General features: G+C 71.3%; 18 protein-coding genes and 4 pseudogenes. 10 read left to right on the plus strand and 12 right to left on the minus strand.

What is annotated here, in order from left to right:
• Positions 1–48: 48 nt before the first annotated feature.
• The 7 genes and pseudogenes from OHS17_RS04695 to OHS17_RS04725 form a co-directional block, all read right to left on the minus strand.
• Complete coding sequence (locus OHS17_RS04695; RefSeq protein WP_330311181.1) at positions 49–849, minus strand: SAM-dependent methyltransferase; 801 nt, start codon at positions 847–849, stop codon at positions 49–51.
• A gap of 108 nt (positions 850–957) precedes the next feature.
• A pseudogene (locus OHS17_RS04700) lies at positions 958–1821 on the minus strand (NAD-dependent epimerase/dehydratase family protein); the annotation flags it as partial.
• Positions 1793–2362: pseudogene (locus OHS17_RS04705) on the minus strand (beta-L-arabinofuranosidase domain-containing protein); the annotation flags it as partial. The pseudogenes OHS17_RS04705 and OHS17_RS04700, both read right to left, overlap by 29 nt.
• Positions 2363–2475: 113 nt before the next feature.
• The gene (yjfF, locus tag OHS17_RS04710; RefSeq protein WP_330311182.1) at positions 2476–3459 is read right to left on the minus strand and encodes a galactofuranose ABC transporter, permease protein YjfF; all 984 of its coding nucleotides are present in this window, start codon (positions 3457–3459) and stop codon (positions 2476–2478) included.
• Positions 3456–4463: an ABC transporter permease gene (locus tag OHS17_RS04715; protein ID WP_330311183.1), complete on the minus strand. Its 1008-nt coding sequence runs from the start codon at positions 4461–4463 to the stop codon at positions 3456–3458. Before OHS17_RS04715 ends, yjfF begins: the two co-directional genes overlap by 4 nt.
• Positions 4460–6007, minus strand: coding sequence for a sugar ABC transporter ATP-binding protein (locus tag OHS17_RS04720; protein ID WP_330311184.1), 1548 nt, complete (start codon positions 6005–6007; stop codon positions 4460–4462). The genes OHS17_RS04715 and OHS17_RS04720 overlap by 4 nt, the downstream gene beginning before the upstream one ends.
• Before the next feature lie 67 nt (positions 6008–6074).
• A complete protein-coding gene (locus OHS17_RS04725) occupies positions 6075–7025 on the minus strand; it encodes an ABC transporter substrate-binding protein (protein WP_330315158.1) in 951 nt (316 codons plus the stop codon).
• 340 nt (positions 7026–7365) lie between these two features.
• On the opposite strand from OHS17_RS04725, the gene OHS17_RS04730 reads away from it, so the two are divergent.
• Together OHS17_RS04730 and OHS17_RS04735 are read left to right on the plus strand one after the other, a co-directional pair.
• Positions 7366–8406, plus strand: coding sequence for a LacI family DNA-binding transcriptional regulator (locus OHS17_RS04730; RefSeq protein WP_073865095.1), 1041 nt, complete (start codon positions 7366–7368; stop codon positions 8404–8406).
• A 104-nt stretch (positions 8407–8510) separates the two neighbouring features.
• Positions 8511–9452, plus strand: a pseudogene (locus OHS17_RS04735) (IS200/IS605 family accessory protein TnpB-related protein); the annotation flags it as partial.
• Here OHS17_RS04735 and araD read toward each other — a convergent pair.
• From araD to araB, 3 genes are read right to left on the minus strand one after another with little or no spacing between them, the layout of a single operon-like run.
• Positions 9449–10156, minus strand: a complete 708-nt coding sequence (gene araD, locus OHS17_RS04740) for an L-ribulose-5-phosphate 4-epimerase AraD (protein ID WP_330311185.1) — start codon at positions 10154–10156, stop codon at positions 9449–9451. The pseudogene OHS17_RS04735 and the gene araD sit on opposite strands and share 4 nt — an antisense overlap.
• Positions 10157–10191: 35 nt before the next feature.
• A complete protein-coding gene (gene araA / locus OHS17_RS04745) occupies positions 10192–11700 on the minus strand; it encodes an L-arabinose isomerase (protein WP_073865094.1) in 1509 nt (502 codons plus the stop codon).
• A 43-nt stretch (positions 11701–11743) separates the two neighbouring features.
• Positions 11744–13450, minus strand: coding sequence for a ribulokinase (gene araB, locus OHS17_RS04750; RefSeq protein ID WP_330311186.1), 1707 nt, complete (start codon positions 13448–13450; stop codon positions 11744–11746).
• Between the two features lie 316 nt (positions 13451–13766).
• On the opposite strand from araB, the gene chvE reads away from it, so the two are divergent.
• The 5 genes from chvE to OHS17_RS04775 all read left to right on the plus strand — a co-directional run bounded on the left by chvE (position 13767) and on the right by OHS17_RS04775 (position 19925).
• The gene (gene chvE / locus OHS17_RS04755; RefSeq protein WP_330311187.1) at positions 13767–14876 is read left to right on the plus strand and encodes a multiple monosaccharide ABC transporter substrate-binding protein; all 1110 of its coding nucleotides are present in this window, start codon (positions 13767–13769) and stop codon (positions 14874–14876) included.
• A gap of 44 nt (positions 14877–14920) precedes the next feature.
• Positions 14921–16468 carry a multiple monosaccharide ABC transporter ATP-binding protein gene (mmsA, locus tag OHS17_RS04760; protein WP_330315159.1) on the plus strand — a complete coding sequence of 516 codons (1548 nt, stop codon included), beginning with the start codon at positions 14921–14923 and terminating at the stop codon, positions 16466–16468.
• Positions 16465–17712: a multiple monosaccharide ABC transporter permease gene (gene mmsB / locus OHS17_RS04765; RefSeq protein WP_330311188.1), complete on the plus strand. Its 1248-nt coding sequence runs from the start codon at positions 16465–16467 to the stop codon at positions 17710–17712. Before mmsA ends, mmsB begins: the two co-directional genes overlap by 4 nt.
• Before the next feature lie 93 nt (positions 17713–17805).
• On the plus strand, positions 17806–18777 hold the full coding sequence (locus OHS17_RS04770) for a DUF6215 domain-containing protein (protein ID WP_330311189.1): 972 nt from the start codon (positions 17806–17808) through the stop codon (positions 18775–18777).
• A 38-nt stretch (positions 18778–18815) separates the two neighbouring features.
• Positions 18816–19925, plus strand: coding sequence for a DUF1214 domain-containing protein (locus tag OHS17_RS04775; protein WP_330311190.1), 1110 nt, complete (start codon positions 18816–18818; stop codon positions 19923–19925).
• Positions 19926–19935: 10 nt separating this feature from the next.
• Here the strand turns inward: OHS17_RS04775 and OHS17_RS04780 are convergent, their stop codons facing one another.
• Entirely contained in the window at positions 19936–20295 is a 360-nt protein-coding gene (locus tag OHS17_RS04780) for a DUF1214 domain-containing protein (RefSeq protein WP_330311191.1), read from the minus strand.
• A 305-nt stretch (positions 20296–20600) separates the two neighbouring features.
• Positions 20601–21389, minus strand: a complete 789-nt coding sequence (locus OHS17_RS04785; protein WP_330311192.1) for a maleylpyruvate isomerase family mycothiol-dependent enzyme — start codon at positions 21387–21389, stop codon at positions 20601–20603.
• A 127-nt stretch (positions 21390–21516) separates the two neighbouring features.
• Between OHS17_RS04785 and OHS17_RS04790 the strand changes: the two genes are divergently transcribed.
• The 3 genes and pseudogenes from OHS17_RS04790 (at position 21517) to OHS17_RS04800 (ending at position 25994) form a co-directional block, all read left to right on the plus strand.
• Positions 21517–22119 carry an acyl-CoA-like ligand-binding transcription factor gene (locus tag OHS17_RS04790; RefSeq protein ID WP_073865076.1) on the plus strand — a complete coding sequence of 201 codons (603 nt, stop codon included), beginning with the start codon at positions 21517–21519 and terminating at the stop codon, positions 22117–22119.
• Between the two features lie 76 nt (positions 22120–22195).
• Positions 22196–23788, plus strand: coding sequence for an MDR family MFS transporter (locus tag OHS17_RS04795; protein WP_330311193.1), 1593 nt, complete (start codon positions 22196–22198; stop codon positions 23786–23788).
• 68 nt (positions 23789–23856) lie between these two features.
• Positions 23857–25994: pseudogene (locus OHS17_RS04800) on the plus strand (prolyl oligopeptidase family serine peptidase).

Raw genomic sequence — 25994 nt, forward strand, 5'->3', positions numbered from 1 at the left:
CCGCCCGAGCGGCCCGGGGCCCGGCCCGGCCACCCCGGGCCGCGGCGGCTACGGCTTGGCGGCCACGAAGCCCCACTGGTCGACCGGGTCTCCGGTGAAGGGCTCCTCGGGGCGCCAGAGGCTGATCGAGCCGAAGCCCGGCTCCACCAGTTCGAGCCCGTCCGCGAACGTCGCGACGATCTCCTTGGGCCGCGAGATGTACGGCATGGCGCCACCGTCGGCGTAATCGTCGGACGCGGCCCGGGTCTCCGGGGTCTCGATGGTGTCGCACAGCATCAGATGGCTGCCGGCGGGCAGCGCGTCCAGATAGCCGCGGAGCAGGGCCGCGGCGTCGTCCGCCTCCGCCACGTGTCCCAGCGTCGAGAGCAGCATCACGGCCACCGGGCGGCTGAGGTCCAGGGTGCGGGCGGCCGCGCGCAGGACCGTCGCCGCGTCCCGCAGGTCCGCGTGCACGTAGTCCGTGGCGCCCTCGGGCCGACTCGTCAGCAGGGCCCGGGCGTGGGCGAGGACGATCGGGTCGTTGTCCACGTACACGATGCGTGCCGCCGGATCGACGCCCTGGGCGACCTCGTGGGTGGCGTTGGCCGTCGGCAGGCCGGTGCCGAGGTCCAGGAACTGCCGGACGCCCGCCTCGGCGGCCAGATAGCGCACGGCCCGCGCCTGGAACGCCCGGGAGGCGCGCGCTATCTCGATGATCTGGGGGTACGACTCCTCCATCATCGCGCCGAGCCGGCGGTCCACCTCGTAGTTGTCCTTGCCGCCCAGCCAGTAGTTCCACACGCGCGCCGAATGCGGTGTGCCCGTGTCGATTCCGTCCACCGCCACCTGGGTGCCCTGCCCGTCAGTCATCCGCCCTCTTCACGTCGTACGACGGCGGCACGGGCGACTCCGTGCCACGCGGGCCCCATGCTTCCTCACGGGTCACATCCGCACCAGCCCGAAGGGGGGCAACTCCCTTCAGGCGCCCAGGATCTCGGTGATTCCCTCGCGGTAGGAGGTGACGGGGAAGCCGGGGAAGCGGGTGGTGAACTTCGTGGTGTCGAAGATGTTGTCGCCCCGGTAGCGCGGCAACAGTTCCCGCACCTCGCCCAGTTGCCCGACGAAGCGGCCGCCGGTCCGGAAGAGGGCCTCGGGCAGCACCGTATACCGGAGGCGGCGGCCGGTGATCTCTCCGGCCAGTTGGACCAGCTCGGCGTAGGTGCGGCGGTCCGGGTCGACCGGCAGGTGCCAGGTCTGGCCGTAGGCGTCCGGGGTGTTGCCGATCAGGGCCATGGCGCGGCTGGCGTCCGGGGTCCAGATGAGCGAGCGGGCCGTGTGCGCGGCGACGGGGACGAGCGGCTGCTTGCCCGCCTTGATGCGGTCGAAGACGAGCGAGTTGGTCAGGCTCTTGGTCCTGCCCGGGCCGTAGAACTCCGGCGCCCGGCAGATGACGGCCTCGACGGACTTCCCGGCCATCGCGTCCAGCAGCGTCGTGGCGATCTGCGCGCGCACCCGGCCCTTGCGGCCGTTGGGCTCGAAGCCGGTCGTCTCGGTCTGCGGGGTGGTGGTCCCCGGATACATGTAGGTGTTGTCGAAGAACACGAGCTTGGTGCCGTACTTCGCGCAGGAGTCGATGACGTTGCGCATCATCGCGGGAAACTGCCGCTCCCACAGCGCGGAGTCCATCGGCAGGCCCACGGTGAGGTAGGCGACCTCGCTGCCCTCGACGGCACGGTCGGTGGCCCCGGGGTCCGTGAGGTCGGCCGCGACGAGCTGGTCGGTGTCGTGGATCTTCGCGGGTTTGCGGCTGACCGGCCGGATGTCCCGTGTGAAGGTGCGGTACGCGTACGTTGTCCTGCCCGGTGCCGAACTTCCCGGGGACGGCGAGCATGCGCGGCTCGTGGCGCAGGGCTTCGCGCACCTCGGTCAGCGCGCCGACCATGGTCCGGATCTTGTCCGCGTGGGCGGTGTCGCCGGTGCTCGCGTACGCCTGGGAGAGCATGGTGAGGAAGTGGCCCGTGTAGTGGCCGCGCAGGTTGCCGTTGGCCTCGCCGTCCAGCCCCTCCCAGCCGCCGGGTGCGACGGCGTTCCCGGTCGCCAGTCCGGCGGTGGCGCGGAAGACCTGGAGCAGCCGGTTCACGTCGTAGCCGCGCGCGTGGTCGAGCATCAACTGCCGCTCGGTGGCGCAGAGTCCGGGTCCGAGGGTGACGTCCTGGAGGGCGAAGGGGCGGACCGACCAGGTGGATGGCGCGGGGAGGGCCGGGGCGGCCGCCGCGCGGGGTGCGGCGGCGGCCGCCGGCGGGAGGGCGATTCCGATGGCGGGTGCGGCCGCCGTGAACACCGCGGCTTGCAGCAGGGTGCGCCGGGAGAGTGCTGGGCTCATGGGTGTGCGCTCCTCGACTCGCCGTCGGGTGGGGGTGGTCCGGTGGGGCGGATGCGCTGTTCCTCGGTGTTCACAGAGGTGTGCTCGGCGGGGGTGTGTGCGAGCCGGGCCGGTTACCTGGGCTGCCGCACGATGAGGCGCTGGAGGACGATGAAGGCCAGCAGGAGGGCGCCGATGACGATCTTGGTCCACCAGGAGCTGAGGGTGCCCTCGAAGGAGATCAGCGCCTGTACGGTGCCGAGGACCAGGACGCCCGCCGTGGAACCGGCCGCATAGCCCACCCCGCCGGCCAGCAGCGTGCCGCCGATGACCACGGCGGCGATGACGTCCAGCTCCATGCCGACCGCGTGCAGCCCGTAGCCGGAGAGCATGTACAGCGCGAACAGCAGGCCGCCCAGGGCGGAGCAGAAGCCACTCACCGCGTAGACGCCGACCTTGGCCCGCGTGGTGGGCAGGCCCATCAGCCGCGCCGAGGTCTCACTGCCGCCGACCGCGTACACCGTGCGGCCGAAGCGGGTGAGGTGGAGGACGTACACCGCCGCCGCCACCACGGCCAGCGCGACGAGCACGCTGTAGGTGAGCGTGACGTCGCCGGGCAGCACGACGGTGCCGGTGGCGAAGTCGCGGAAGGACGTGTTGGTGATGGACACCGACTCGACGCTGATGAGGAAGCAGAGTCCCCGGGCCAGGAACATCCCGGCCAGGGTGACGATGAACGGCTGTACGTCGAAGTAGTGGATGACCAGGCCCATCAGCAGGCCGAGGACGGTCCCGGAGACGAGGACGGCGAGGACGGAGAGCAGCACCGGCCAGCCCGCCCTGAGGGTGGACGCGGCGATCATGGTGGACAGTGCGGCGACGGCCCCCACGGAGAGGTCGATGCCGCCGGTCAGGATGACGAAGGTCATGCCGACGGCCAGCACGATGAGGAAGGCGTTGTCGATGAAGAGGTTCGCGACGACCTGGCCGGAGGCGAAGTCCTGGTAGCGCACCGAGCCGATGCCGAAGGTCACCGCGAACACCACGACGGTGGCGACGACGGGCAGGAACCGCTGGGGCAGGCGCGGTCGTACGGACGCGAGGGCCGAAGTGCTCATCCGGCGGCCACCTTCTCGGATCGGGGTGCGGTGACGGGGGGCTTGCGCCGGCCGCCGATGATGCGCGCCGTGCGCGGGGACTGGAGCAGGCAGACGGTGATCACCACGACCGCCTTGAACAGCAGGGTGACGTTGGTGGGCACACCGATGGAGTAGACGGTCGTCGTCAGCGTCTGGATGACGAGCGCGCCGACGAGGGTGCCGCCCAGGGAGTAGCGGCCGCCGGCGAGCGAGGTGCCGCCGATGACGACCGCGAGGATGGCGTCCATCTCGATCCACAGACCGGCGTTGTTGGCGTCGGCGGCGCTCACGTTGGAGCTGATCATCAGCCCGGCCACACCGGCGCAGAACGCGGCGAAGACGTACACGGTCCAGGTGATCGTGCGCGAGCGGACCCCGGCGAGCTTGCTGGCCTCGGGGTTGGCGCCCACCGCTTCGATCAGCATGCCGAGCGCGGTGCGACGGGTCAGCAGGGCGACGCCGCCGAGGACCGCGAGGCTGATCAGGATCGCGATCGGCAGGACAAGGAAGCCCGCGCCGATCTGCCGGTACGCGGAGCTGTCGACGGTGACGATCTGGCCTTCCGTGAGCAGCATCGCGCCGCCGCGTCCGGCCGTCATCAGGACGAGGGTCGCGATGATCGGCTGGATGCCGAGGACGGAGACCAGGAAGCCGTTCCACAGGCCGAGCAGCACGGATACGGCCAGGGCGAGGAGGAGGGCGGTCGGCACGTCCCCGCCGTCGGCGATCCAGGTGCAGCCGATCGCGCCGGCGATCGCGGCGACCGCGCCCACGGAGAGGTCGATGCCCCGGGTGGCGATGACCAGGGTCATGCCCACGGCGATGAGCATGGTCGGGGCACCGTTGCGGAGGATGTCCACCAGGCTGCCGTACAAGTGGCCGTCCTGGATGCGAAGTTCCAGGAAGGAGTGGGTGAAGACGACGTTGAGCAGGAGCAGGCCGGCCAGCGCGGCGAGCGGCCAGAGCAGGCGTCCGCGGATCATGAGGCCACCGCCGCGTCCGCGTGGGCGTCGGCCGCGATGGCCGACATGACGGCGTCCACGGAGACGTCACCACCGGACAGTTCGGCCACCTTGTGCCGGTCCCGCAGGACCACGACCCGGTCGGACACCCGTACCACCTCCTCCAGTTCGGCGGAGATGAACAGCACCGCCATGCCCTCGGCCGCCAGTTCGGCGACCACCTTCTGAATCTGTGCCTTGGCGCCGACGTCGATGCCCCGGGTGGGCTCGTCCAGGATGAGGAGCCGGGGCCGGGTCACCAGCCACCGGGCGAGCAGCACCTTCTGCTGGTTGCCGCCCGACAGGTTGCCCATCACGGCCTCGGGGTCGGCCGGGCGGATGTCCAGCCGTTCGATGTATTCGGCGACCATCGCCTCGGCGGTGCGCCGGGGCACCGGTCGCGCCCAGCCCCGGGCCGCCTGGGTGGCGAGGATCAGGTTGTCGCGCACGCTCAGATCGGCGACGACCCCCTCGGCCTTGCGGTCCTCGGAGCAGAAGGCGACCCCCTTGGCGATGAGGGAGCGCGGCCCCCGGGCCCGTACCGTCTCGCCGCCGACCGAGAGGGTGCCCTTGTCCGCGCGGTCGGCGCCGCACAGCAGCCGCGCGAGTTCGGTCCGGCCGGACCCCAGCAGCCCGGCGAGACCGACGACCTCGCCCTCGTGGATGTCCAGGTCGAACGGCTCGATCGCACCGGAGCGGCCGAGGCCGCGGGCGACCAGGACCGGGGCGCTGCCCGGGGCCCGTTCCTCCGAGCGGCGCTCCACCTCGGACAGCACGCCGAGCTCGCGGCCCAGCATCGCCGAGACCAGCGCCATGCGGTCGAGGTCCTTCGGCAGGTACTCCCCCACCAGCGTGCCGTTGCGCAGCACCGTCATCCGGTCCGACAACGCGTAGACCTGGTCCAGGAAGTGCGAGACGAACAGGATCGCCACACCCTCGTCCCGCAGCACGCGCACGATGCGGAACAGCTCCTCGACCTCGTCGCTGTCGAGACTGGAGGTCGGCTCGTCCAGGACCAGCACCCGGGCGTCCACCACCAGCGCCCGGGCGATGGCCACCAGCTGCTGCACGGCGATGGAGTGGCTGCTCAGTACGGAGCCGGGGTCGATGGTCAGACCGATCCGGGCCAGGAGTCCGGTGGCGCGGGCCCGCATGGCCCGGCCGTCGATGGCGCCCAGTCTGCGCGGTTCGTGGCCGAGAAGGATGTTCTCCGCCACCGACAGGTTGGCGCAGAGGTTGACCTCCTGGTAGACGGTGCTGATCCCGGCGGCCTGCGCCTGGCCGGGGGTGGTGAACTCGACCGGCTCACCGTGCAGTCGGATGGTGCCGGCCGCCGGCCGGTGGACCCCGGTGAGGGCCTTGATCAGGGTGGACTTGCCCGCGCCGTTCTCACCCATGAGTGCGTGCACCTCACCGGGGAACAGGCGGAAGTCGACGCCCGCGAGCGCCTTGACGCCGGCGAACTCGACGGTGATACCGCGCATGTCGACGACCGGGCTGGCGCCGGCCGCTGGGGAATCGGTCATGACCCGTGCTTTCGTCAAGGGTGGAGCGGCCCCGCCACCCGTGCCTGTGGCGGGACCGCGGCGCCTGTCAGTACTTCCGGTCCTTGAGGACCTTGGCCGCCTGCTCCGAGGTGAAGGCGGTCTCCTCCGTGACCACGCGCTCCGGGACCTTCTCGCCCTTGACGACCTTCTTCGCCAGGTCCATCAGCTGGTCGCCGAGGAGGGGGTTGCACTCCACGATGTAGTTGATCTCGCCGTCCGCGAGGGCCTGCATCCCGGCCTTGACCGCATCCACGGTGATGATCTTGATGTCGGTGCCGGGCTTCTTGCCGGCCGCCTTGATCGCCTCGATGGCACCGAGGCCCATGTCGTCGTTGTGGGAGTACACGACGTTGATGTCGGGGTGCGACTTCAGCAGCGCCTCCATGACCTGCTTGCCGCCCGCCCGGGTGAAGTCACCGCTCTGCGAGGCCACGATCTTGATCTCGGACTTTCCGGCGATGGCCTCCTTGAAGCCCTTCTGCCGGTCGATGGCCGGGGCGGCGCCGGTGGTGCCCTGGATCTCCGCGACCTTGGCCGGACCGTTGGCGTTCTCGGTCAGCCACTTCCCGGCCTTGCGGCCCTCCTCCACGAAGTCGGAGCCGAGGAACGTCTTGTACAGCGAGGTGTCCGAGGAGTCGACGGCCCGGTCGGTCAGGATCACCGGGATGTTCGCGCGCTTGGCCTCCAGCAGGACCGCGTCCCAGCCCGTCTCCACGACCGGGCTGAAGGCGATCACGTCGACCTTCTGCTGGATGTAGGAGCGGATGGCCTTGATCTGGTTCTCCTGCTTCTGCTGCGCGTCGGAGAACTTCAGCTCGATCCCGGCGGTCTTCGCCGACTCCCGTACCGACTTGGTGTTGGCGGTACGCCAGCCGCTCTCCGCGCCCACCTGGGCGAAGCCCATGACCAGCTTGTCGCCGCCGGAGCCCTTGGAGCCGCCGCCGTCGCCGCTCCCGCAGGCCGTCAGTGCGGCCAGCGCCAGTGCGCAGCCGGCCATGGCAATTCTCTTGAACACAGCGTCGTCCTCCATCGTGAACCGTGCGTCCCTGCCCGTCGACCGCTTCGATCGGGGGCCACGGGCGTCAACAGTGAGCGCTAACATTTACCGCGTCAACCCCTGGCGCAACCACAATTCGGCATCGCGGCGAACTGGTTGTGAACGAGACTGTTAGCGCTCACTATGGGCTCGGAGGCTGACGGGGGCCGGCCTCGGCGGGGCGGTGGGAGCCCGCACCGCGGGGGCCGCACCGTGGCCGGGGCGTAGATTGAACGTTCAACGCGGATCACTCACGGCCGCCGGCGGACCGTCGGGGCGGGGCGGTCACCGTCAGGAGGAGATGGGTGTGGAGGACGCCACGGTGACGAGTCCAGTGGTGCGGGAACCGGCGATGACCGATGTCGCACGGCTCGCGGGCGTGTCGCATCAGACGGTGTCCCGGGTACTCAACAGCCACCCCAACGTCCGCGAGCAGACCCGGCTGCGAGTGCTGGCGGCGGTGAAGGAGCTGGGCTACCGGCCCAACCGCGCGGCGCGCGCCCTGGTGACGGGCCGCTCGCAGCTGATCGGCGTGATCGCGCAGAACTCCACGCTGTACGGACCCTCCTCGCTCCTGGCCGCGTTCGAGATCGCCGCCGCCCGCCAGGGCTTCGCGGTCAGCGTGCACCGGGTGCCCGAGCTGGGGCAGTCCTCGATCACCGCCGCCGTCGAGCGCCACCGCGACGAGCGCGTGGCCGGGATCGTGGTCATCGCGCCCACCGCCTCGGCCGACGCCGCGCTGGCCGGGGTGCCCGCCGAGGTCCCCCTGGTCACCATCGACGGCGACCCCGAGCGCGGCGCGCCGATGGTGGCCGTCGACCAGGAGCAGGGCGCGTACGAGGCCACGAAGCACCTGCTGGAGGCGGGCCACGAGACCGTGTGGCACATCTCGGGCCCGCCGGACTGGTTCGACGCGGCGGGCCGCATCCGCGGGTGGCGCCGGGCGCTCCAGGAGGCCGGGGCGGAGGTGCCGCCGGTCAGCACGGGCGACTGGTCCGCCGCCTCCGGGTACCGGGCGGGGCAGATGCTGGCCCGGATGCCGGAGGTCACCGCGGTGTTCGCGGCCAACGACCACCAGGCGCTGGGCGCCCTGCGCGCCATGACCGAGCGGGGGCGTTCGGTCCCGGACCAGGTGAGCATCGCCGGGTTCGACGACGTGCCCGAGTCGGCGTTCTACTCGCCGCCGCTGACCACCGTGCGCCAGGACTTCGGCGCGGTCGCCACCACGACGCTCGACCTCCTGCTCGGGCTGATCAACGGTGCCGAGACGAAGGGCGCGCAGCCCGTCATCACCCCGGAGCTCGTCCGCCGGGAGAGCGTGCGGCCGCCCGCCGGCCGCTGAAGGCTCACGCGGCCCCGGGGTGGTGAGCCATTGTCTTCGAAGTGTGCATGAGTGAGTTGTAGCGCCTGTGTGTGAGTCGGGCGGTGCGGTGGGTGAGGGTGGGAACGGATGCTTCGGGGTCGAATGAGTGCGAGGCGGAGCGGTGGTTCCTGGGGGCGGACGGTGAGTCGGGCAAGCGGTACGGCAACGAAACGATCCGCGTCACCCCGGAAGGCCAGGTCAGCATCAAACTGCCCGCCCCTCTGGCTCACTTGGCCAACTCCTTGCACGGCCGCTACGCCCTCACCGCAACGGTGGCGTTCGCGCACCGGGGTGGGGAGTGGGCCGACCGCGTCGAAGGCAACCGTGCTGTCGCCCACCGCATCCATGACGACACCGGCCGGGACCGCTGGTACCTGACGTCGGCGAACCCCACCGCTTCCCGTACGACCTCGGCGGAACCACCGCACACCGTGACGTGCAGCTCCGCCACGCCCTCACCCCGCCTCCTGCACTGGGCCCGCCAGACCCGCGTCACCGCGATCGCCATCGAAGACCTCGACTTCAGCGCGGAGAAGACCCGGGAGAAGCACGGCCGCCGAAAGCGTTTCCGGCAGCTGATCTCCGGCATGCCCACCGGCAAGCTCAAGGCCCGCCTCGTCTCCATGGCCGCCGAACACGGTCTCCCGATCATCGCGGTCGACCCCGCCTACACCTCACGGTGGGGTGCTCAGCACTGGCAGAAGCCGCTGGCCACCCCGCACCGGAAGATGTCCCGTCACGATGCCGCCGGTATCGCGATCGGGAGACGCGCCCTCGGACACCCGATCCGGCGTCGGACGACACCGCCCCCACACGACCGGAGTGGTCGTGCGGGGCATCGGACCGTCCAGACCGCATCAGGTGCACGAGGGCGTGAGGGAACCCGCCCACCCGCAACGGACCACGCCCCCGGAGGCGCGCCACCGAGCGGGATGCGAAAGCGGCGACCCGGCGCATCCAACACCGTTCGGGATGCGCCCAGAACACATCAGTGGGTCCAGGACTCACTCATGCACACTGGCTAGGAACGGTTGCCGTAGTACGCGTCAGGACCGTGCTTACGGGTGAAGTGGCGGTCCAGCAGGTGCTGCGGGGGTTCCACCGTGCCCAGGGCGATGGTGTGCAGGGCCATCTCCGCGACCGCCTCGCAGATGATGGCGTGCTCCAGGGACTTGGTGGCGTCGGCGCCCCAGGTGAACGGGCCGTGATGGGCGACCAGGGCGCCGGGAACCTCCCCGGCCCGGGTGTCGTCGCCCTCCAGGAGGTCCACGATGACCTGCCCGGTGTTGTACTCGTAGTCCTTGGCGCACTGCTCGGGTGTCAGCGCGGCGGTGACCGGGACGGGCCCGTTGAAGGTGTCGGCGTGGGTGGTGCCGAGCACCGGGATCGGGCGCCTGGCCTGCGCGAAGGCGACCGCATGGGTGGAGTGGGTGTGCGTCACCCCGCCGATCGACGGGAAGGCCAGGTAGAGGCTGCGGTGCGTCTCGGTGTCGGTGGACGGGCGCAGCCGCCCCTCCACGACGCTTCCGTCGGCCAGCGAGACGACGACGAGGTCGTCGGCGCCCAGCGCGTCGTAGGAGACCCCGGACGGCTTGATGACGAAGACACCGGCCTCCCGGTCGACGCCGCTCACGTTGCCCCAGGTGAGGGTGGCGAGCCCGGCCAGGGGGATGCGGAGGTTGGCTTCGAGCACTTCTCGACGCAGCTCGTTCGATACGGTCCCGGCCACGGGGGGCTCCGTCCTGGTGGAGGTGTCGGCGGCGGTCACAGGCTCTGGGCCAGCCGGTGGTACGCCTGGTTCCAGCGCAGTTCGCGGGTGAACCGCCGGATGGTGGTGTCCCGGTCGATGACGGCGAGTTCGGTGCGCAGCATCTCGGCGAGGTCTTCCAGCTCCTCGCCGCCGAGTGCGGTGGTGAGGACGGTGTGGTGCGGTGCTCCGGCCGTCAGCCATGCCTCGGTGGAGGTACGCAGATCGGGGCTGGGCCGCCACACGGCGCGGGCGACCGGCAGTGCGGGCAGCGGCTCCGGCGGGGTGACGACGTCGATGTGGTTGGCGACGAGCCGGAAGCGGTCGCCCATGTCCGCGAGCCCGATGACGACGGCGGGCCCGGGGGCCGCGTCGAAGACCAGCCGGACCGGGTCCTCCCGGCCGCCGATGGAGAGCGGGTGGATCTCGCAGCTGGGGGTCGCCGTGGTGAGCGAGGGGCAGACCTCCAGCATGTGTGCGCCGAGGATGAGCTCCTGGCCCGGCGTGAGGTCGTAGGTGTAGTCCTCCATGAACGAGGTGCCGCCGGGCCGTCCGTGCGCCATGGCCTTGAGGGTGCGCAGCAGGACGGAGGTCTTCCAGTCGCCCTCGCCGCCGAAGCCGTAGCCGTCGGCCATCAGGCGCTGGACGGCGAGCCCGGGCAGCTGGCGCAGGCCGCCGAGATCCTCGAAGTTCGTGGTGAAGGCGCGGAAGCCGCCCTCGGTGAGGAAGGCGCGCAGCCCGGCCTCGATGCGGGCGGCGTAGCGCAGGGAGTCGTGGCGTTCGCCGCCCGGCCGCAGCTCGGGGGCGAGGGCGTAGAGGTCCTGGTACTCCTTGACGAGCGCGGTGACGGTGTCCTCGTCGGCGGCGTCGACTGCGGTGACCAGGTCGTTGACGCCGTAGGTGTTGACCGAGACGCCGAACCGCAGCTGGGCCTCGACCTTGTCGCCCTCGGTGACGGCGACGTCGCGCATGTTGTCGCCGAACCGGGCGAGTTTGAGTCCGGCGAGTTCGGCGCGGCCGACGGCGGCACGCGCCCAGCCGGCGATGCGGTCGGTCACCTCGGGGGTGGTGACATGGCCGGCGACGGTCTTGCGGGGGACGCCGAGGCGGGTCTGCACGAAGCCGAACTCGCGGTCGCCGTGGGCGGCCTGGTTCAGGTTCATGAAGTCCATGTCGATGGTGGACCAGGGAAGTTGGCGGTTGGCCTGGGTGTGCAGGTGGAGCAGGGGTTTGCTGAGCGCGTCGAGGCCGGCGATCCACATCTTGGCCGGGGAGAAGGTGTGCATCCAGGCGATGAGGCCGATGCACCGGTCGTCGGCGTTGGCGTCGAGACAGACCCGGCGGATGGCGGCCGCGTCGGTGAGGACGGGCTTCCAGACCACGCGCACCGTCATCTGCGGCTGGTCCGCGAGGGTGTCGCGGATGACGCGTGACTGGTCGGCGACCTGGGCCAGGGTCTCGTCGCCGTAGAGGGCCTGGCTGCCGGTGAGAAACCAGATCTCGCGGTCGGGCTGGGCGAGCGTCATGTCGGGTGTGCTCCTCGTTGTGCGGGAAAAGGGTTCTTGCCGGTCAGCCGGCGGTCGTGGTGCGCGCGGCGTTGCGGATGCGGCGCAGGCGGTGCAGGAGGAGGTCGGCGCCGGTGCCGAAGTGGTCGTGCAGGGCGCGGTATTCGCGGAACAGCGCGTCGTAGGCGTCCGCGCGGGCGGGGTCCGGGGTGTACGCGTGCCGCTGGACGCTGCCCATCGCGGCGGCGGCGGTCCGGACGTCCGGGTGGGCGCCCGCGGCGACGGCGGCGTGGATGGCGGAGCCGAGGGCGGGCCCCTGCTCGGAGGTGCCGAGGGAGACGGGGCGGCGCAGGACGTCGGCGTAGATCTGCATGAGGAGGGCGTTCTTCTTCAGGCCGCCGGTGACGATGAACTCCTCGACGGGGATTCCGCCGTTCTCGAACGCCTCCACGATCACCCGGGTGCCGTACGCGGTGGATTCGAGGAGGGCGAGGTAGACGTCCTCGGGGCGGGTGTCGAGGGTGAGCCCCGCGACGACCCCGGAGAGGTGGTGGTCGACGAGGGTGGAACGGTTGCCGTTCATCCAGTCCAGGGCGACCAGTCCGTGCGCCCCGACCGGTTGTCCGGCGGCCTTGCGGGTCAGCAGCTGGTGCAGGTCCTCCCCTGCGTCCCTGGCCTCGGTGCGGTAGTCGTCCGGTACGCCCTGCCGGAGCCACCAGGCGAAGATGTCGCCGACCGCGCTCTGCCCTGCCTCGTAGCCGTAGGCGCCCGCCACGATGCCGCCCTCGACCACGCCGCAGATGCCGGGGACGTCGGCGAGGGTGGCGCCGTTGAGCACGTGGCAGGTGGAGGTGCCCATGATGGCGAGCAGCCGCCCGTTCTCGACGGCTCCGGCGGCGGGGGCCGCCACATGCGCGTCGACGTTGCCCGCGGCGACGGCGATGCCCTCGGGCAGGCCCGTCCACCCGGCGGCGCGGCCGCTGAGCCCGCCGACGCGGGAGCCCAGGGGTGCGAGCGGGTGGTCGAGGCGGGTGGCGGGGAAGTCCGCGAAGTCCGGGTGGAGCCGGCCGAGATACTCGGGTGAGGGGTAGGCCCCGTCCTGGTGGATCCCCTTGTAGCCGGCGGTGCAGGTGTTGCGCGATTCGGCGCCGGTGAGCTGCCAGACGATCCAGTCGGCCGCCTCGATCCAGCGGGCGCAGGCGGCGTAGACCGCGGGGTCCTCCTCCAGCACCTGGAGGGCCTTGGCGAACTGCCACTCGGAGGAGATCCGGCCCCCGTACCGGCTGATCCACGTCTCGCCCCGGGCGTGCGCGAGGGCGTTGATGCGGTCGGCCTGCTCCTGCGCGGCGTGGTGCTTCCACAGCTTCGGCCAGGCGTGCGGGCGATCGGCCCACTCGGGGAGCAGGGCGAGCGGGACGCCCTCCGCGGTGGCCGGCAGGACCGTGCAGGCGGTGAAGTCGGTGGCGATGCCGATGACGCGGGCGGGGTCGACCCCGGCGGCCTCGACCGCCGCCGGGACCGCGGTGCGGAGCACGTCGCGCCAGTCCTCGGGGTGCTGCAACGCCCAGTCGGGGGGCAGCGGTACGCCGGTGAGCGGGAGGCGGTCCTCGATGACGGCGTGGCGGTAGTCGTGGACCGCCGAGCCGAGTTCGGCGCCGTCGCGGACCCTGACCACCACGGCGCGCCCGGACAGGGTGCCGAAGTCCACCCCGACCGTGCAGGCGTCGGGATGGTGACGGTCGACGGGGCCGGAGGAGGCGTGTGGCGTCACGATGCGGTCTCTCTCGTCAGGGGTGAACGGGGCGCCGACGGCCCCCGTTGATTGTTAGCGCTCACAATCCCTGGGGGCAAGGGTTGCGTGCACTTTTGTCATTCCGGTCCGGCCCGGCGGCGCCACCCGGCCCCGCGCGTAGCGCGGCCAGCGGGTTGAACCTGCGGGATGCGCCACGATTACCTCCCTTTCCTCCGGTTACGGCCGTGCGCCGACACAAGAAAAGACGTGGAGGCCCCTTGCACGGGGTTGATGCGAGCGCTAACAATCGAGCTCCACCAAGGCCGCCGCACGACGGGATTGTCAGGTAATGCCCATGAAGAACTTCCGAGCCGCGTCCGCCCTCGTGGCGGTGACCACCGGCTGCGCCCTGCTCCTCACCGCCTGCGGACAGAACAGTGAAGGGGGCAGCCAGGAGGGGAAGGACAAGAAGGACCTCACCATCGGCATCGCCATGCCCACCAAGTCCTCCGAGCGGTGGATCGCCGACGGCAAGAACATGACGGCGAGCCTGAAGAAGGCCGGATTCGCGACCACGCTCCAGTACGGGGAGGACGACCCCGACCAGCAAGTCGCCCAGATCGAGAACATGATCACGCAGGGCGTCGACGCCCTGGTCGTGGCCGCCATCAACGGCGAGGCCCTGTCCAACGTCCTCCAACAGGCCGCGGACGCCGACATCCCCGTGATCTCGTACGACCGGCTCATCCTGGGCTCCCCGCACGTCGACTACTACGCCTCCTTCGACAACGAGAAGGTCGGCGAGCTCCAGGCCACGTACATCGTCGACAAGCTGGGACTGAAGGACGGCGCGAAGAAGGGCCCGTTCAACATCGAGCTGTTCGCCGGGTCCAACGACGACAACAACACCAAGTACTTCTTCAACGGCGCCATGAAGGTACTGAAGCCCTACTTCGACAAGAAGCAGCTCGTCGTACGCTCCAAGCAGACCCGGCTCAACCAGGTCACCACGCTGCGCTGGGACGGCGGCACCGCGCAGAAGCGCATGGACGACCTGCTCACCTCCGCGTACTCCACCGCACACGTCGACGCGGTGCTCTCTCCGTACGACGGCATCTCCATCGGCATCCTGTCGGCCCTGAAGTCCGACGACTACGGGAGCAAGGCCAAGCCGCTCCCGGTCGTCACCGGCCAGGACGCGGAGGTCGCCTCGGTGAAGTCGATCATCGCGGGCCAGCAGACCCAGACCGTCTACAAGGACACCCGGGCGCTGGCCCAGGTCGCGGCGGACATGGTGACCGCGGTCCTCAACGGCAAGAAGCCCGAGGTCAACGACGAAACGACGTACAACAACGGCAAGAAGGTCGTGCCCGCCTTCCTGCTCGACCCGGTCAGCGTCGACAAGTCGAACTACCGGAAGGTCCTGGTCGACTCCGGCTACATCGACGCCAAGGAGCTCGGGTGACCGCCGCGCCCGAATCCCCCGCCGCACCCGGCCCGGTCCTCGACATGCGGTCCATCGTCAAGACGTTCCCCGGTGTCCGGGCGCTCTCCGATGTGACCCTGTCCGTGCGGCGCGGCGAGGTGCACGCCCTGTGCGGGGAGAACGGTGCCGGCAAGTCGACGCTCATGAAGGTGCTCTCCGGCGTCCATCCGCACGGCTCGTACGAGGGCGAAATCCTCTTCGACGGCGAACCGTGCCGCTTCAAGGACATCCGGGCCAGCGAGCAGCGCGGGATCGTCATCATCCACCAGGAACTCGCGCTCGTCCCGCACCTGTCGATCGCCGAGAACGTCTTCCTGGGCAACGAACCGGCCCGGCGCGGGATCATCGACTGGCGCGAGTCGCTGCGCCGGGCGTCCGCGCTGCTCAAGCGGGTCGGCCTGGACGACCATCCGGAGACCCGGGTCGCCGACATCGGTGTGGGCAAGCAGCAGTTGGTGGAGATCGCGAAGGCGCTGGCGAAGGACGTCCGGCTGCTGATCCTGGACGAGCCCACCGCCGCGCTCAACGACGAGGACAGCGCGAAGCTGCTGCGGCTGATGCGGGAGCTGAAGGACCAGGGCATCACCTCGATCATCATCTCGCACAAGCTGAACGAGATCGCCCGGATCGCCGACTCCGTCACCATCCTGCGCGACGGGCGGTCCATCGAGACCCTGGACGTCAACGACCCGGCCACCACCGAGGAACGCATCATCCGCGGCATGGTGGGCCGGGACCTCGACAGCCGCTTCCCCGACCGCACCCCGTACACCGGCGAGACCGACGCCCGGCCCGCCCTGGAGGTCCGGGACTGGACGGTGCGCCATCCGCTCGACCGCACCCGCAAGGTGGTCGACGGCGTCTCGCTCCAGGTCCGGCGCGGCGAGATCGTGGGCATCGCCGGGCTCATGGGCGCGGGCCGGACCGAGCTCGCGATGAGCGTCTTCGGGCGCTCGTACGGGCATTACGAGCGGGGTTCCGTGCTGAGGGACGGCCGCGAGGTGCGTACCCGTACGGTGCCCGAGGCGGTCGCCCACGGCATCGCGTACGTCACCGAGGACCGCAAGCACTACGGTCTCGACCTCGGGGACTCGGTGGGCCGCAACATCTCGCTCGCCTCGCTGGGCACCCTCGCCCGGCGCGGGGTGGTGGACGGCCACGAGGAACGCAAGGTGGCCGAGCGGTACCGGCGGAGCATGAACATCAAGACGCCGAACGTCCTCGAACCGGTCGGCCGGCTCTCCGGCGGCAACCAGCAGAAGGTCGTCCTCAGCAAGTGGATCCTCACCGGTCCGGACGTCCTCATCCTGGACGAGCCCACGCGCGGTGTGGACGTGGGCGCCAAGTTCGAGATCTACACCGTGATCGACCGGCTCGCCGCCGAGGGCAAGGCGGTCCTCTTCATCTCCTCCGAGCTGCCCGAACTGCTCGGCATGTGCGACCGCGTGTACACCATGGCCGCCGGGCGGCTGACCGGTGAGGTCGCGCGCGCGGACGCCACCCAGGAAGTGCTGATGCGGCACATGACCCAGGACACCACCCCCGTTCCACCCGAAGGACACCAGGCATGAGCACCGACGTCAGCACCCACACGAAGGCCACCCCGCCCTCCGGCGAGGGCGGGTCACCGCCGACGGGAGTCCCGGTCGTCCGGATGCTCCTGGACGGTGTACGGCGGAACATGCGCCAGTACGGCATGCTCTTCGCGCTCGGCCTGATCGTGCTCCTGTTCCAGATCTGGACGGGCGGCGACCTGCTGCTGCCGCGCAACGTCTCCAACCTGGTGCTCCAGAACAGCTACATCCTGATCCTGGCCATCGGCATGATGATCGTCATCATCTCGGGGCACATCGACCTGTCGGTGGGCTCCCTGATGGCGCTGGTCGGGGGCGTCGGGGCGGTGCTCATGGTCGAGCACCATGTGGCCTGGCCGGTCGCCGTGGTCCTCACCCTGCTGCTCGGGGCCGTCGCGGGAGCGCTCCAGGGCTTCTTCATCGCGTACGTCGGCATCCCCTCGTTCATCGTGACGCTCGCGGGCATGCTGCTGTTCCGGGGGCTGACGGAGATCTTCCTCAAGGGGCAGACGCTCGGCCCGTTCCCGGAGGGCATGCAGCGGGTCGCCAACGGCTTCCTGCCCGAGGTGGGGCCGGAGACGAACTACCACAACATCACCCTGCTGCTGGGCCTGGGACTGGCCGGGTACATCGTGTTCCAGGAGCTGCGGGATCGCCGGCGCCAGCAGGAGTTCACGCTGGACACCCTGCCCACGGGCCTGTTCGCCCTGAAGGTGACGGCGCTGCTCGCCGCCGTGCTGGTCACGACGCTGCTGCTGGCGAGCTACAAGGGCGCGCCGGTGGTGCTGCTGATCCTGGCCGTGCTGCTGGTCGGCTTCGGCTACGTCATGCGGAACGCGGTGATCGGCCGCCATGTGTACGCGATCGGCGGCAACCTGCCCGCGGCGAAGCTGTCCGGGGTCAAGGACCGGAAGGTGACCTTCGCGGTCTTCCTCAACATGGGGATGCTCGCCGCACTGGCCGGTCTCGTCTTCGCGGCACGCTTCAACGCGGCCTCGCCGAAGGCGGGGGTGAACTTCGAACTGGAGGCCATCGCCGCCGCGTTCATCGGTGGTGCGTCCATGAGCGGCGGTGTGGGCACCGTGCTGGGGGCCATCATCGGCGGCCTGGTCCTCGGTGTGCTCAACAACGGGATGAACCTGGTCGGGGTCGGCACCGACTGGCAGCAGGTCATCAAGGGCCTGGTGCTGCTCGCGGCGGTCGGCTTCGACGTGTGGAACAAGCGGAGGGCGGGCGCCTGACCCGCGGGGAATGGTTGGTGCCGCCGGGCCGGCGGCACCAACCATTCCCGGAAGTCCATTGCGCAGATGATCACGCTCTGCTGAGATCACCGGATGCTCGGTCTCATACTCCGCGTTCTGCCCTTCTGGGTACGCGAACCCCTGCTCATCCTGGGCGGTTCCCTCTTCGGCGTAGGCATGGTGCTCAACGCCGTCACCGAATCGGAATCCCGGTGGATCATGGCCGGTCTCGGCGTGGCCCTCCTCGCCGTCACCGCGTTCCGCATCCGTACGGTGCGCCACGCCTGGCGCGCCCGCAGGGGGGCGGCCGGCGCCCCGGCGCCACAGGTGCAGCCGCGCCCCGTCGGCGGCCCGGCGGCTCCGCAGCAGAAGGAGCCCAACGCCGCGGTGCAGGTCTTCGTGGCCCTGGCCCTGGTCGGGGCCCTCGTGGGCGCGGTGTGGCTGGCTCCCCGCGTCACGGGGGACGCCACCGCCACCTCCCGGAAGCCCGCCACCTGCTCGGACCACGCCGCCGGGAAGAAGCTGCCGAAGGCGTACGCCCTGACGCCGGGGGCGGTGACCGGCGACGACCTGTGCAAGGCGCTCAACCGCTCCGACCTGGCGGACCTCCTCGGTACCCCCGGTGAAACGCCGCTGGTGGCGTACGGCAACAGCGGCACCGCGTCCCTGACCGCCGACAAGGTCGCCGAGCCGGAGGCCCGGGTCCAGTTCGACACCTACACCGTGGAGTTCTCGGCCACGTACAACCACATGACGATCGCCCTGTACGCGAAGGTGCTGGCGCCCCAGACCCTGGACCACAAGCAGGACAAGGTCCTCGGCCGGCCCGCGGTCTTCACCTCGGACCACCTCATGCAGTTCCGCATCGGGGGCGGGGGATCCAGCAGCACCGCCACGGAGGGCCCCCTGGCGAGGACGCTGACCGTGGCCCTCGACCGCAAGGACCCGGGAGGCACCTTCGACTTCACGGTGTGGAGCAAGTCCGGGGCGGTCCTGCCCGAGGACGACGTCATCCTCGGCATCGTGGAGAAGATCCTCCCGACGCTCCCCGGACAGCCCAGCTGAGCTGTGAGCCACCGGAGTGGCGTTCCTACCGTGGAGCCATGACGTCCTCCGCCCGGCGCGGGCCCTCGGTGGTGCAGGTGCCCGACTTCGGGGACCGGTTCTGGGTGTACCAGTCCGTCGACCAGCGCACCGACTCCTTCGCGCCGCTCGGTGCGCCGTACGGCACGAAGCCCGGATGCTATCTGCTGGCGCCCGTGGAGTGGGACGGCCAGGTCCCGGACGGCATCGCGGGCGTCTTCCGGTTCGACACCCGGATCGCCGTCTGCATCCCGCGTGTCTTCCTGAACGACACCGACGAGGACCGGGCCGCGATCCAGCCGCTGGTGAACCGGATCATGGCCTATCCGCTCGCCGAGTTCACCGGGGAGCCACGGACCACGGACTGGTCCCAGGCTCCGTCGTACGCCGCCGGCGACGCGACCGGGGGCGAGCAGGAGACGAAGTGGGTCGATCCGGCCGTGTTCTTCGACCTGCTGCCCGCGATCCTGGACGAGGTGCCGCCGCGCCCCGGCGAGGACGCCCTGTACGGAGTGCTGCGCTCGCTGGTGGACGAGGCGGCGCGCAATCCCGGGGCGGCCGACGTCCTGCGGGACACGGCGATCGACGCGGACGGCACCCTGATGCGTGAGCTGTTCGAGTTCCGCAACATCGGGGTGCCGCTGGACCACCACTGGACCACCCAGCGCAACGGGGCGGCCTTCGGCGGGGACTACCTGAGCCGTACGGCGATGGCCCGGGCCAACATCTTCGTCAACACGCCCCGGGAGACCGCGTACTTCTACCAGGACTGCGACGCGGGCGGCGAACTGCTCACCGGTGAGCACGGCTACGCGGTCACCTTTCCCGCCGGTTCGCTGCCCCCGGTGAAGGGCTTCTGGTCGGTGACGCTCTACAACGAGCACCACTTCTTCCACCCCAACGAGCTGAACCGGTATTCGCTGGGGACGAAGAACAAGAGCCTGGTCTACGGGGACGACGGCTCGCTGACCCTGTACGCGGGTGCGCGTCCGCCCGTCGACGGGCCCAGCGCGAACTGGCTGCCGGCCCCTGAAGGGCGCTTCTCGCTGTACCTGCGGGCGTACTGGCCCGAGCAGCCGGTCGTGGACGGCACCTGGCGCCCGCCGGCCGTCACCAGGACGGCCGGCTGACGCGGGCCGGTCAGGCGGACGTCACCGTTTCGAAGTCGCCGGGCCGCCAGCTGCCGTCGAAGGCCGGCTCGGCGGGCCCGTAGATCCGGAAGTAGGCGAACCAGCCCCGGCCGGGGACGGTCCGCAGCCAGCGTTCCTCCTGTCCGGCGGGCGGGGTCGGGCCGACGTACAGGTCCACGGTGCCGTCGAGGTCCGGCGCGGGCTTCTCGTACAGGGAGCGCATCGCCGCCCGCCCCTGGCCGGTCACCACCTGGGAGCGGGTCTCGCTGTCGTAGACGGTCAGCGACCAGAAGAGGCCGGCCGGGACCGGGCCCGGGACGCGCAGCCGGTACGTACGGGGAGCCGTCCAGCCAAGCCCCGTCGGCGTCACGCGCGCCCAGCCAGTAGAGCGAGGAAGCCGGCCTTGCGGCGCCCTGTGGTGGGAGGACCGGCAGTGGGTCGCCCACGCCAAGACCACCCAGGACGACTTCTGGCACACGCTGCTGGACGAGGAGTTCCGTACCCTCCACATCGGCCCGGACCGCCCGCAGGAGGCCCGGAACTGGATCAGGACCGTCCCCGGCCGCGGCTGGTTCTCCCTCATCCGCTGGTACGGCCCCGAGCAGGCGTTCTTCGCCCGCCGCTACAAGCCGGGCGACTTCGTCAGGACGGAGGGCTGAGCCGAGGCGCCGCCCCCTAAGCCTCCGGCTCCCAGTCCCGCAGCAGGTCGAACAGCTTCCCGTCCCCCTCGATCCGCAGGGCGTCCGCCGGGATCCGGTCGTACAGATAGAGGACCAGGTCGCCGGCCGGACCCCGGGCGGCCACCCCGGCCGTGCCGGCGCCCTCGGCGGTGGGCGCGGGAATGCGGTCGGGGCGGGCGCCGTCGGCGTCGACCACGAGGCGCCAGGAGCGGCCCTCGGAGGCGTGGAAGTCGAAGGCCGCCGGCGCATGCGGCCAGGGGCTCGGCGTCGCGACGCAGGTGAACAGGAACTCCTCGACACCGTCGAGCCCCACCGCCTCCGGCAGCGGCTCCGGTGCACCCAGGGCGCACTGGGCGTCGTACGTGTGCACCGCGCTCTCCTGCACCCGGTGGCGGGCGACACCCCAGGCGTTCTGCGGCGTCCGGCCCGCCGGCCACCAGGTCCAGCAGCCGTGCTCCGGACCCGCGTCCCGGAGCGTGTCGAGCAGTTGCCCCGTGGACTCGGCGAGCCAGGCCACCAGCGCTTCCGGGTCGCGCGGCGCGACGAGGGCGGCGCGGGCGGCCAGGGCCTCGGCGGGCGGGGCGGCGGCGGGGCCGGCCTTGAGGATGTCGGCCCAGTAGCGGTCACCGCCGCCCAGGTGCTGGGCGAGGTCGTACAGATTCCAGCCGGGGCAGCCCGGCACGGGCGCGTCGAAGCCTGGCGCGGAGGCTATCGCGGCACGAAAGGCCGCGGACCGCTCGTCGATGAGCCGCAGCAGGGAGGGGAAGTCATGAGGTGAGGTCACCGGGAATGCCTATCACCAAGATCCACGCACCGGACACCGGATTACGCGCCCGCGCCCCCGACCCCACGCCGGACCGTGCCCGTTCGGAATTTTGCCCAGTCTGCAAAATTGCATAGCATGCACTTTCATGAGCGACGATCCGCCCCTGGGGCTGCGTGAACGCAAGAAGCGCGCCACGCGTGACGCCCTGGCGGGCGCGGCCCTGCGCATGGCCGCGGACCGGGGCTTCGAGCACGTGACCGTGGAAGCGGTCACGGAGGCGGTCGGCGTCTCCGTGCGCACGTTCTTCAACTACTTCCCGTGCCTGGAGGACGCGATCACGCGCCCCGCCCAGGAGAACGCCGAGCGGACCCGCCGGGCCGTGCTCAACGCCCCCGAGCACCTCACCGCGCTCGACGCCCTCAGCGAGGCCATCGCCCAGGAGCTCGCCTCCATCGAGGAGGACCACGAGCGCTGGGAGCTCCAGCTGGAGGTGCTGAAGAAGAGCCCGGCCCTGCTCCCCAACTTCCTGGCCGCCCGGGGCGCCGACGAGACCGCCATGGTCGCCGTCGTCGCCGAACGCCTCGGCCAGGACCCCGAGACCGACCTGTATCCCCGGCTCCTCGCGCACGTGGCCGTCGCCGCCGTGCGGGCCGCCGTCGAGGTCTGGGTGGCCACGGGCCGTACCCGTACCTTCCAGAGCCTGTACCGCGAGGCGTTCGCCTCGCTGGCCGCCGGTCTGAAGGGCTGAGCCCCCACCGCACCACCCTCCGTGCCCGTACCACTGGGCGCGGAGCCAGTCACCAGAGAATGAGGAACGTCAGCCGATGACCGCTGCCGTCACACCCGAAACCGGCGCCGCCGGTACGACCGAGGGGACCGCGTCAGGCATGACGCGCCGCCAGATACTCCAGGCCATGTCGGGCCTGATGGCCGGCATGTTCGTCGCCATCCTGGCCTCGACGGTCGTCTCCAACGCCCTGCCCCGGATCATCGCCGACCTGCACGGCACCCAGTCCTCGTACACCTGGGTCGTCACCGCCGAACTCCTCGCCATGACGGCGACCGTGCCGATCTGGGGCAAGCTCTCCGATCTGTACGACAAGAAGCTGCTCATCCAGCTCTCGCTGTCGATGTTCGTCGTCGGCTCGCTCGTCGCGGGCTTCTCGCACAGCGTCGGGCTGCTCATCGTCAGCCGTGTCGTGCAGGGCATCGGCGCGGGCGGTCTCACCGCGCTCGCCCAAGTCGTGATGGCGGCGATCATCCCGCCGCGCGAACTCGGCCGCTACTCCGGCATCTTCGGCGCCGTCTTCGCCGTCGGCACGGTCGCGGGCCCGCTGATCGGCGGGGTCCTGGTGGACACCTCCTGGCTGGGCTGGCGCTGGTGCTTCTTCATCGGCGTGCCGTTCGCACTGCTCGCGATCGTGCTGCTCCAGCTGACCCTGAAACTGCCCACGATCCGCCGCGAGGTGAGGATCGACTACGTCGGCGCCGTCCTCATCATGAGCGGGGTCAGCTCGCTGCTGCTGTGGGTGACCCTCGCGGGCAACCGCTTCGACTGGGCGTCCTGGCAGACCGCCGCGCTCGTCTCCGCCGGTGTGATCCTCCTGGCCACCGCGGTGTGGGTGGAGTCCCGGGTGGCGGAGCCGATCATCCCGCTGGACATCTTCCGCAACCGCACGGTCGCGCTGACGACCGTGGCGAGCCTGCTGGTCGGTGTCGCCATGTTCGGCGGCACGGTGTTCCTCTCCCAGTACTTCCAGATCTCGCTGGGCAAGTCCCCGACGATCGCGGGGCTGATGAGCCTGCCGATGATCCTCGGCCTGATGGTCTCGACGACCGTGGCCGGCCAGATCATCTCCTCCCGGGGCAAGTGGAAGGGCTTCCTCATCGCGGGCGGCGTCATCATGACCGCGGGCATGGGGCTGCTCTCCACGATCGGCGCCGACTCGTCGTTCGGCCTGCTCAGCGTCTACATGGTGGTCCTCGGCGTCGGCGTCGGCATGCTGATGCAGAACCTCGTGCTGGCCGCCCAGAACGACGTGCCCGCCTCCGAACTCGGCGCGGCCACCTCGGTCCTGTCGTTCTTCCGCAGCCTCGGCGGCGCCATCGGTACGAGCGCGCTCGGCGCGGTCCTCGGCCACCGGGTGGCCGAGGAGCTGAAGAAGGGCTTCGGCGGGGCGGCCGGGGGCGGCACCGGCGGCGGTGTCCCCGAACTCAGCAAGCTGCCGGAGCCGGCGCGCGTCATCGTGGAGAACGCGTACGGCGTCGCCACCGCCGACGTCTTCCTGATCGGCGCCCCCTTCGCGTTCCTGGCGCTCGTCGCGGTGCTCTTCATCAAGGAGAAGCCGCTGCGCACCCAGAGCGGCATGGAGCGCCTCGCGGAGGAAACCGCGGCGGCCCAGCCCGCCGCGCACTGACGGCGGCCGTCCGGGGCCCGCCGGGCCCCGGACGGCTTACCCGCCGCACCACCTGTCATGGTGTCGAGATGACAGCCCCCTCCCCCTCGCCCGACGACCCGTTCCCCGACCAGTTCGCCCGCACCCGGCGCTTCTCGCTGGGCGTGCCCCGGCAGTTCACCGTCTCCCCCGACGGCGAGCGGCTCCTCTTCGTCCGGGGCACCTCGGGCACCGACCCGGTGAGCCGCCTCTGGCTGTACGAGGACGGCGCGGAGCGGATGCTCGCCGACCCGCTCGGGCCGGGCTTCGCGGAGGAGGACCCCGGCGAGGTCCCGCCGGAGGAACGGGCCCGGCGCGAACGCGCCCATGAGACGTCGTCCGGCGTGGTCTCGTACGCCACGGACGCCTCGGTGCGCCTGGCGGTCCTCGCCCTCGCGGGCACCCTCTGGCTCGCCCCCACCGACGGCTCCGCCCCCCGCCGCCTGCCGACGGCCGGTCCCGCCGTGGACCCCCGCCCCTCCCCCGACGGCTCGCTGATCGCGTACGTCTCCGGCGGCGCGCTGCGTACGGTACGGGCGGACGGCACCGGCGACCGCGCCCTCGCCGGACCCGACGGCGCGCACCTCACGTACGGCCTGTCCGACTACGTGTCGCAGGAGTCCATCGGCCGTACGCGCGGCTACTGGTGGTCCCCGCGCGGCGACGCCCTCCTGGTCGCCCGCACCGACACCTCCGGCGTCCGGCGCCGCTACCTCACCGACCCGGCGCACCCCGAACGGCCGCCCCGCGAGCTGGCGTACCCGGCCGCCGGGACCCCCAACGCGAAGGTCTCGCTGCACCTCGTGCGTCTCTCCGGCGAGCGCATCCCGGTCCGGCTCCCCGAGGCGGCGGGCGACGGGCACCCCGAAGCCGCCTGGACGGACCGGGCGTTCGAGTACGTGGTGGCGGCGGGCTGGGACGACCGGGGTCCCCTGGTCTCCGTACAGACCCGGGACCAGCGCTCCGTGCACGTCCTCGCGGTGGACGAGGCGACCGGGGACACGACGACCGTGCACCGCGCACACGACCCGGCCTGGGTGGCCCTGCGCCCGGGCACTCCGCTGCGCCTGCCGTCCGGCGCGCTCGTCGTACCCGCGCACCCCGGCGGCGACACCCAGGGCCTGGACCTCGGCGGCGCTCCGACGCCCCCGGGCCTGGAGGTGCGCGAGGTGCTGGGGGCGGCGGACGGGCGGGTGTACTTCACGGGCGGCGACGAGCCCACCGAGGTCCACGTCTGGTCGTACGACACGGCCGGGGGCGGCCTGGTCCGGGTCTCCGGCATGCCCGGTGTGCACACCGCGGCGGTCGGGGGCCCGGTGGTGGTCCTCGACAGCCGGACGCCGGACGGCCATACGGTGACCGTGCTCCGGGACGGCGTGGAGGCGGGGCGCATCGCCGTCCTGGCCGAGGAACCGCTCGTCGTCCCGCGTCCCCTGGCCCTGAGCCTCGGCGCGCGCGAGCTGCGCAGCCGCCTCTATCTGCCGTCCTGGCACGCGCCGGGCGACGGACCGCTGCCGGTGCTGCTGAGCCCGTACGCCGGTCACGGCATGCAGGTCGTGCTGAAGGTGCGGACGTGGTGGACGGCGGTGGCCCAGTGGTTCGCGGAGCAGGGGTTCGCCGTGCTCGTCACGGACGGGCGGGGGACGCCCGGGCGCGGCGAGGCGTGGGAGAAGTCGGTGCACGGCGACCGCCTGACGGCCGTCCTCGATGACCAGATCGACGCCCTGCACGCGGTGGCCGCCGACCGCCCCGAGCTGGACCTGACCCGGGTGGCGATGCGCGGCTGGTCGTTCAGCGGGTATCTGGCGGCAGCGGCGGTTCTCCGGCACCCGGAGGTCTTCCACGCGGCGGTGGCGGGCGCGGCCCCGGCGGACCGGCGGCTCTACGACACCCACTGGGAGGAGCGGTTCCTGGGCCACCCGGACGTGCTGCCGGAGAACTACGACCGCAACTCGCTGCTGGACGAGGCCGCTTCGCTGACCCGGCCGCTGATGCTGGTGCACGGGCTCGGCGACGACAACGTCACCGTGGCCCACACGCTGCGCCTCTCCTCGACCCTGCTCGCCGCGGCCGCCCGCACACGGTGCTCCCGCTGTCCGGAGCCGGTCACCTGGTGGGCCGGGACCGCACGGCGAGCGGGCTGCTCCGGCTTGAGCTGGACTTCCTGCGGAGGTCGTTGGGGGGCTGA

It is taken from the genome of Streptomyces sp. NBC_00523 (assembly GCF_036346615.1).
Lineage (GTDB): Bacteria > Actinomycetota > Actinomycetes > Streptomycetales > Streptomycetaceae > Streptomyces.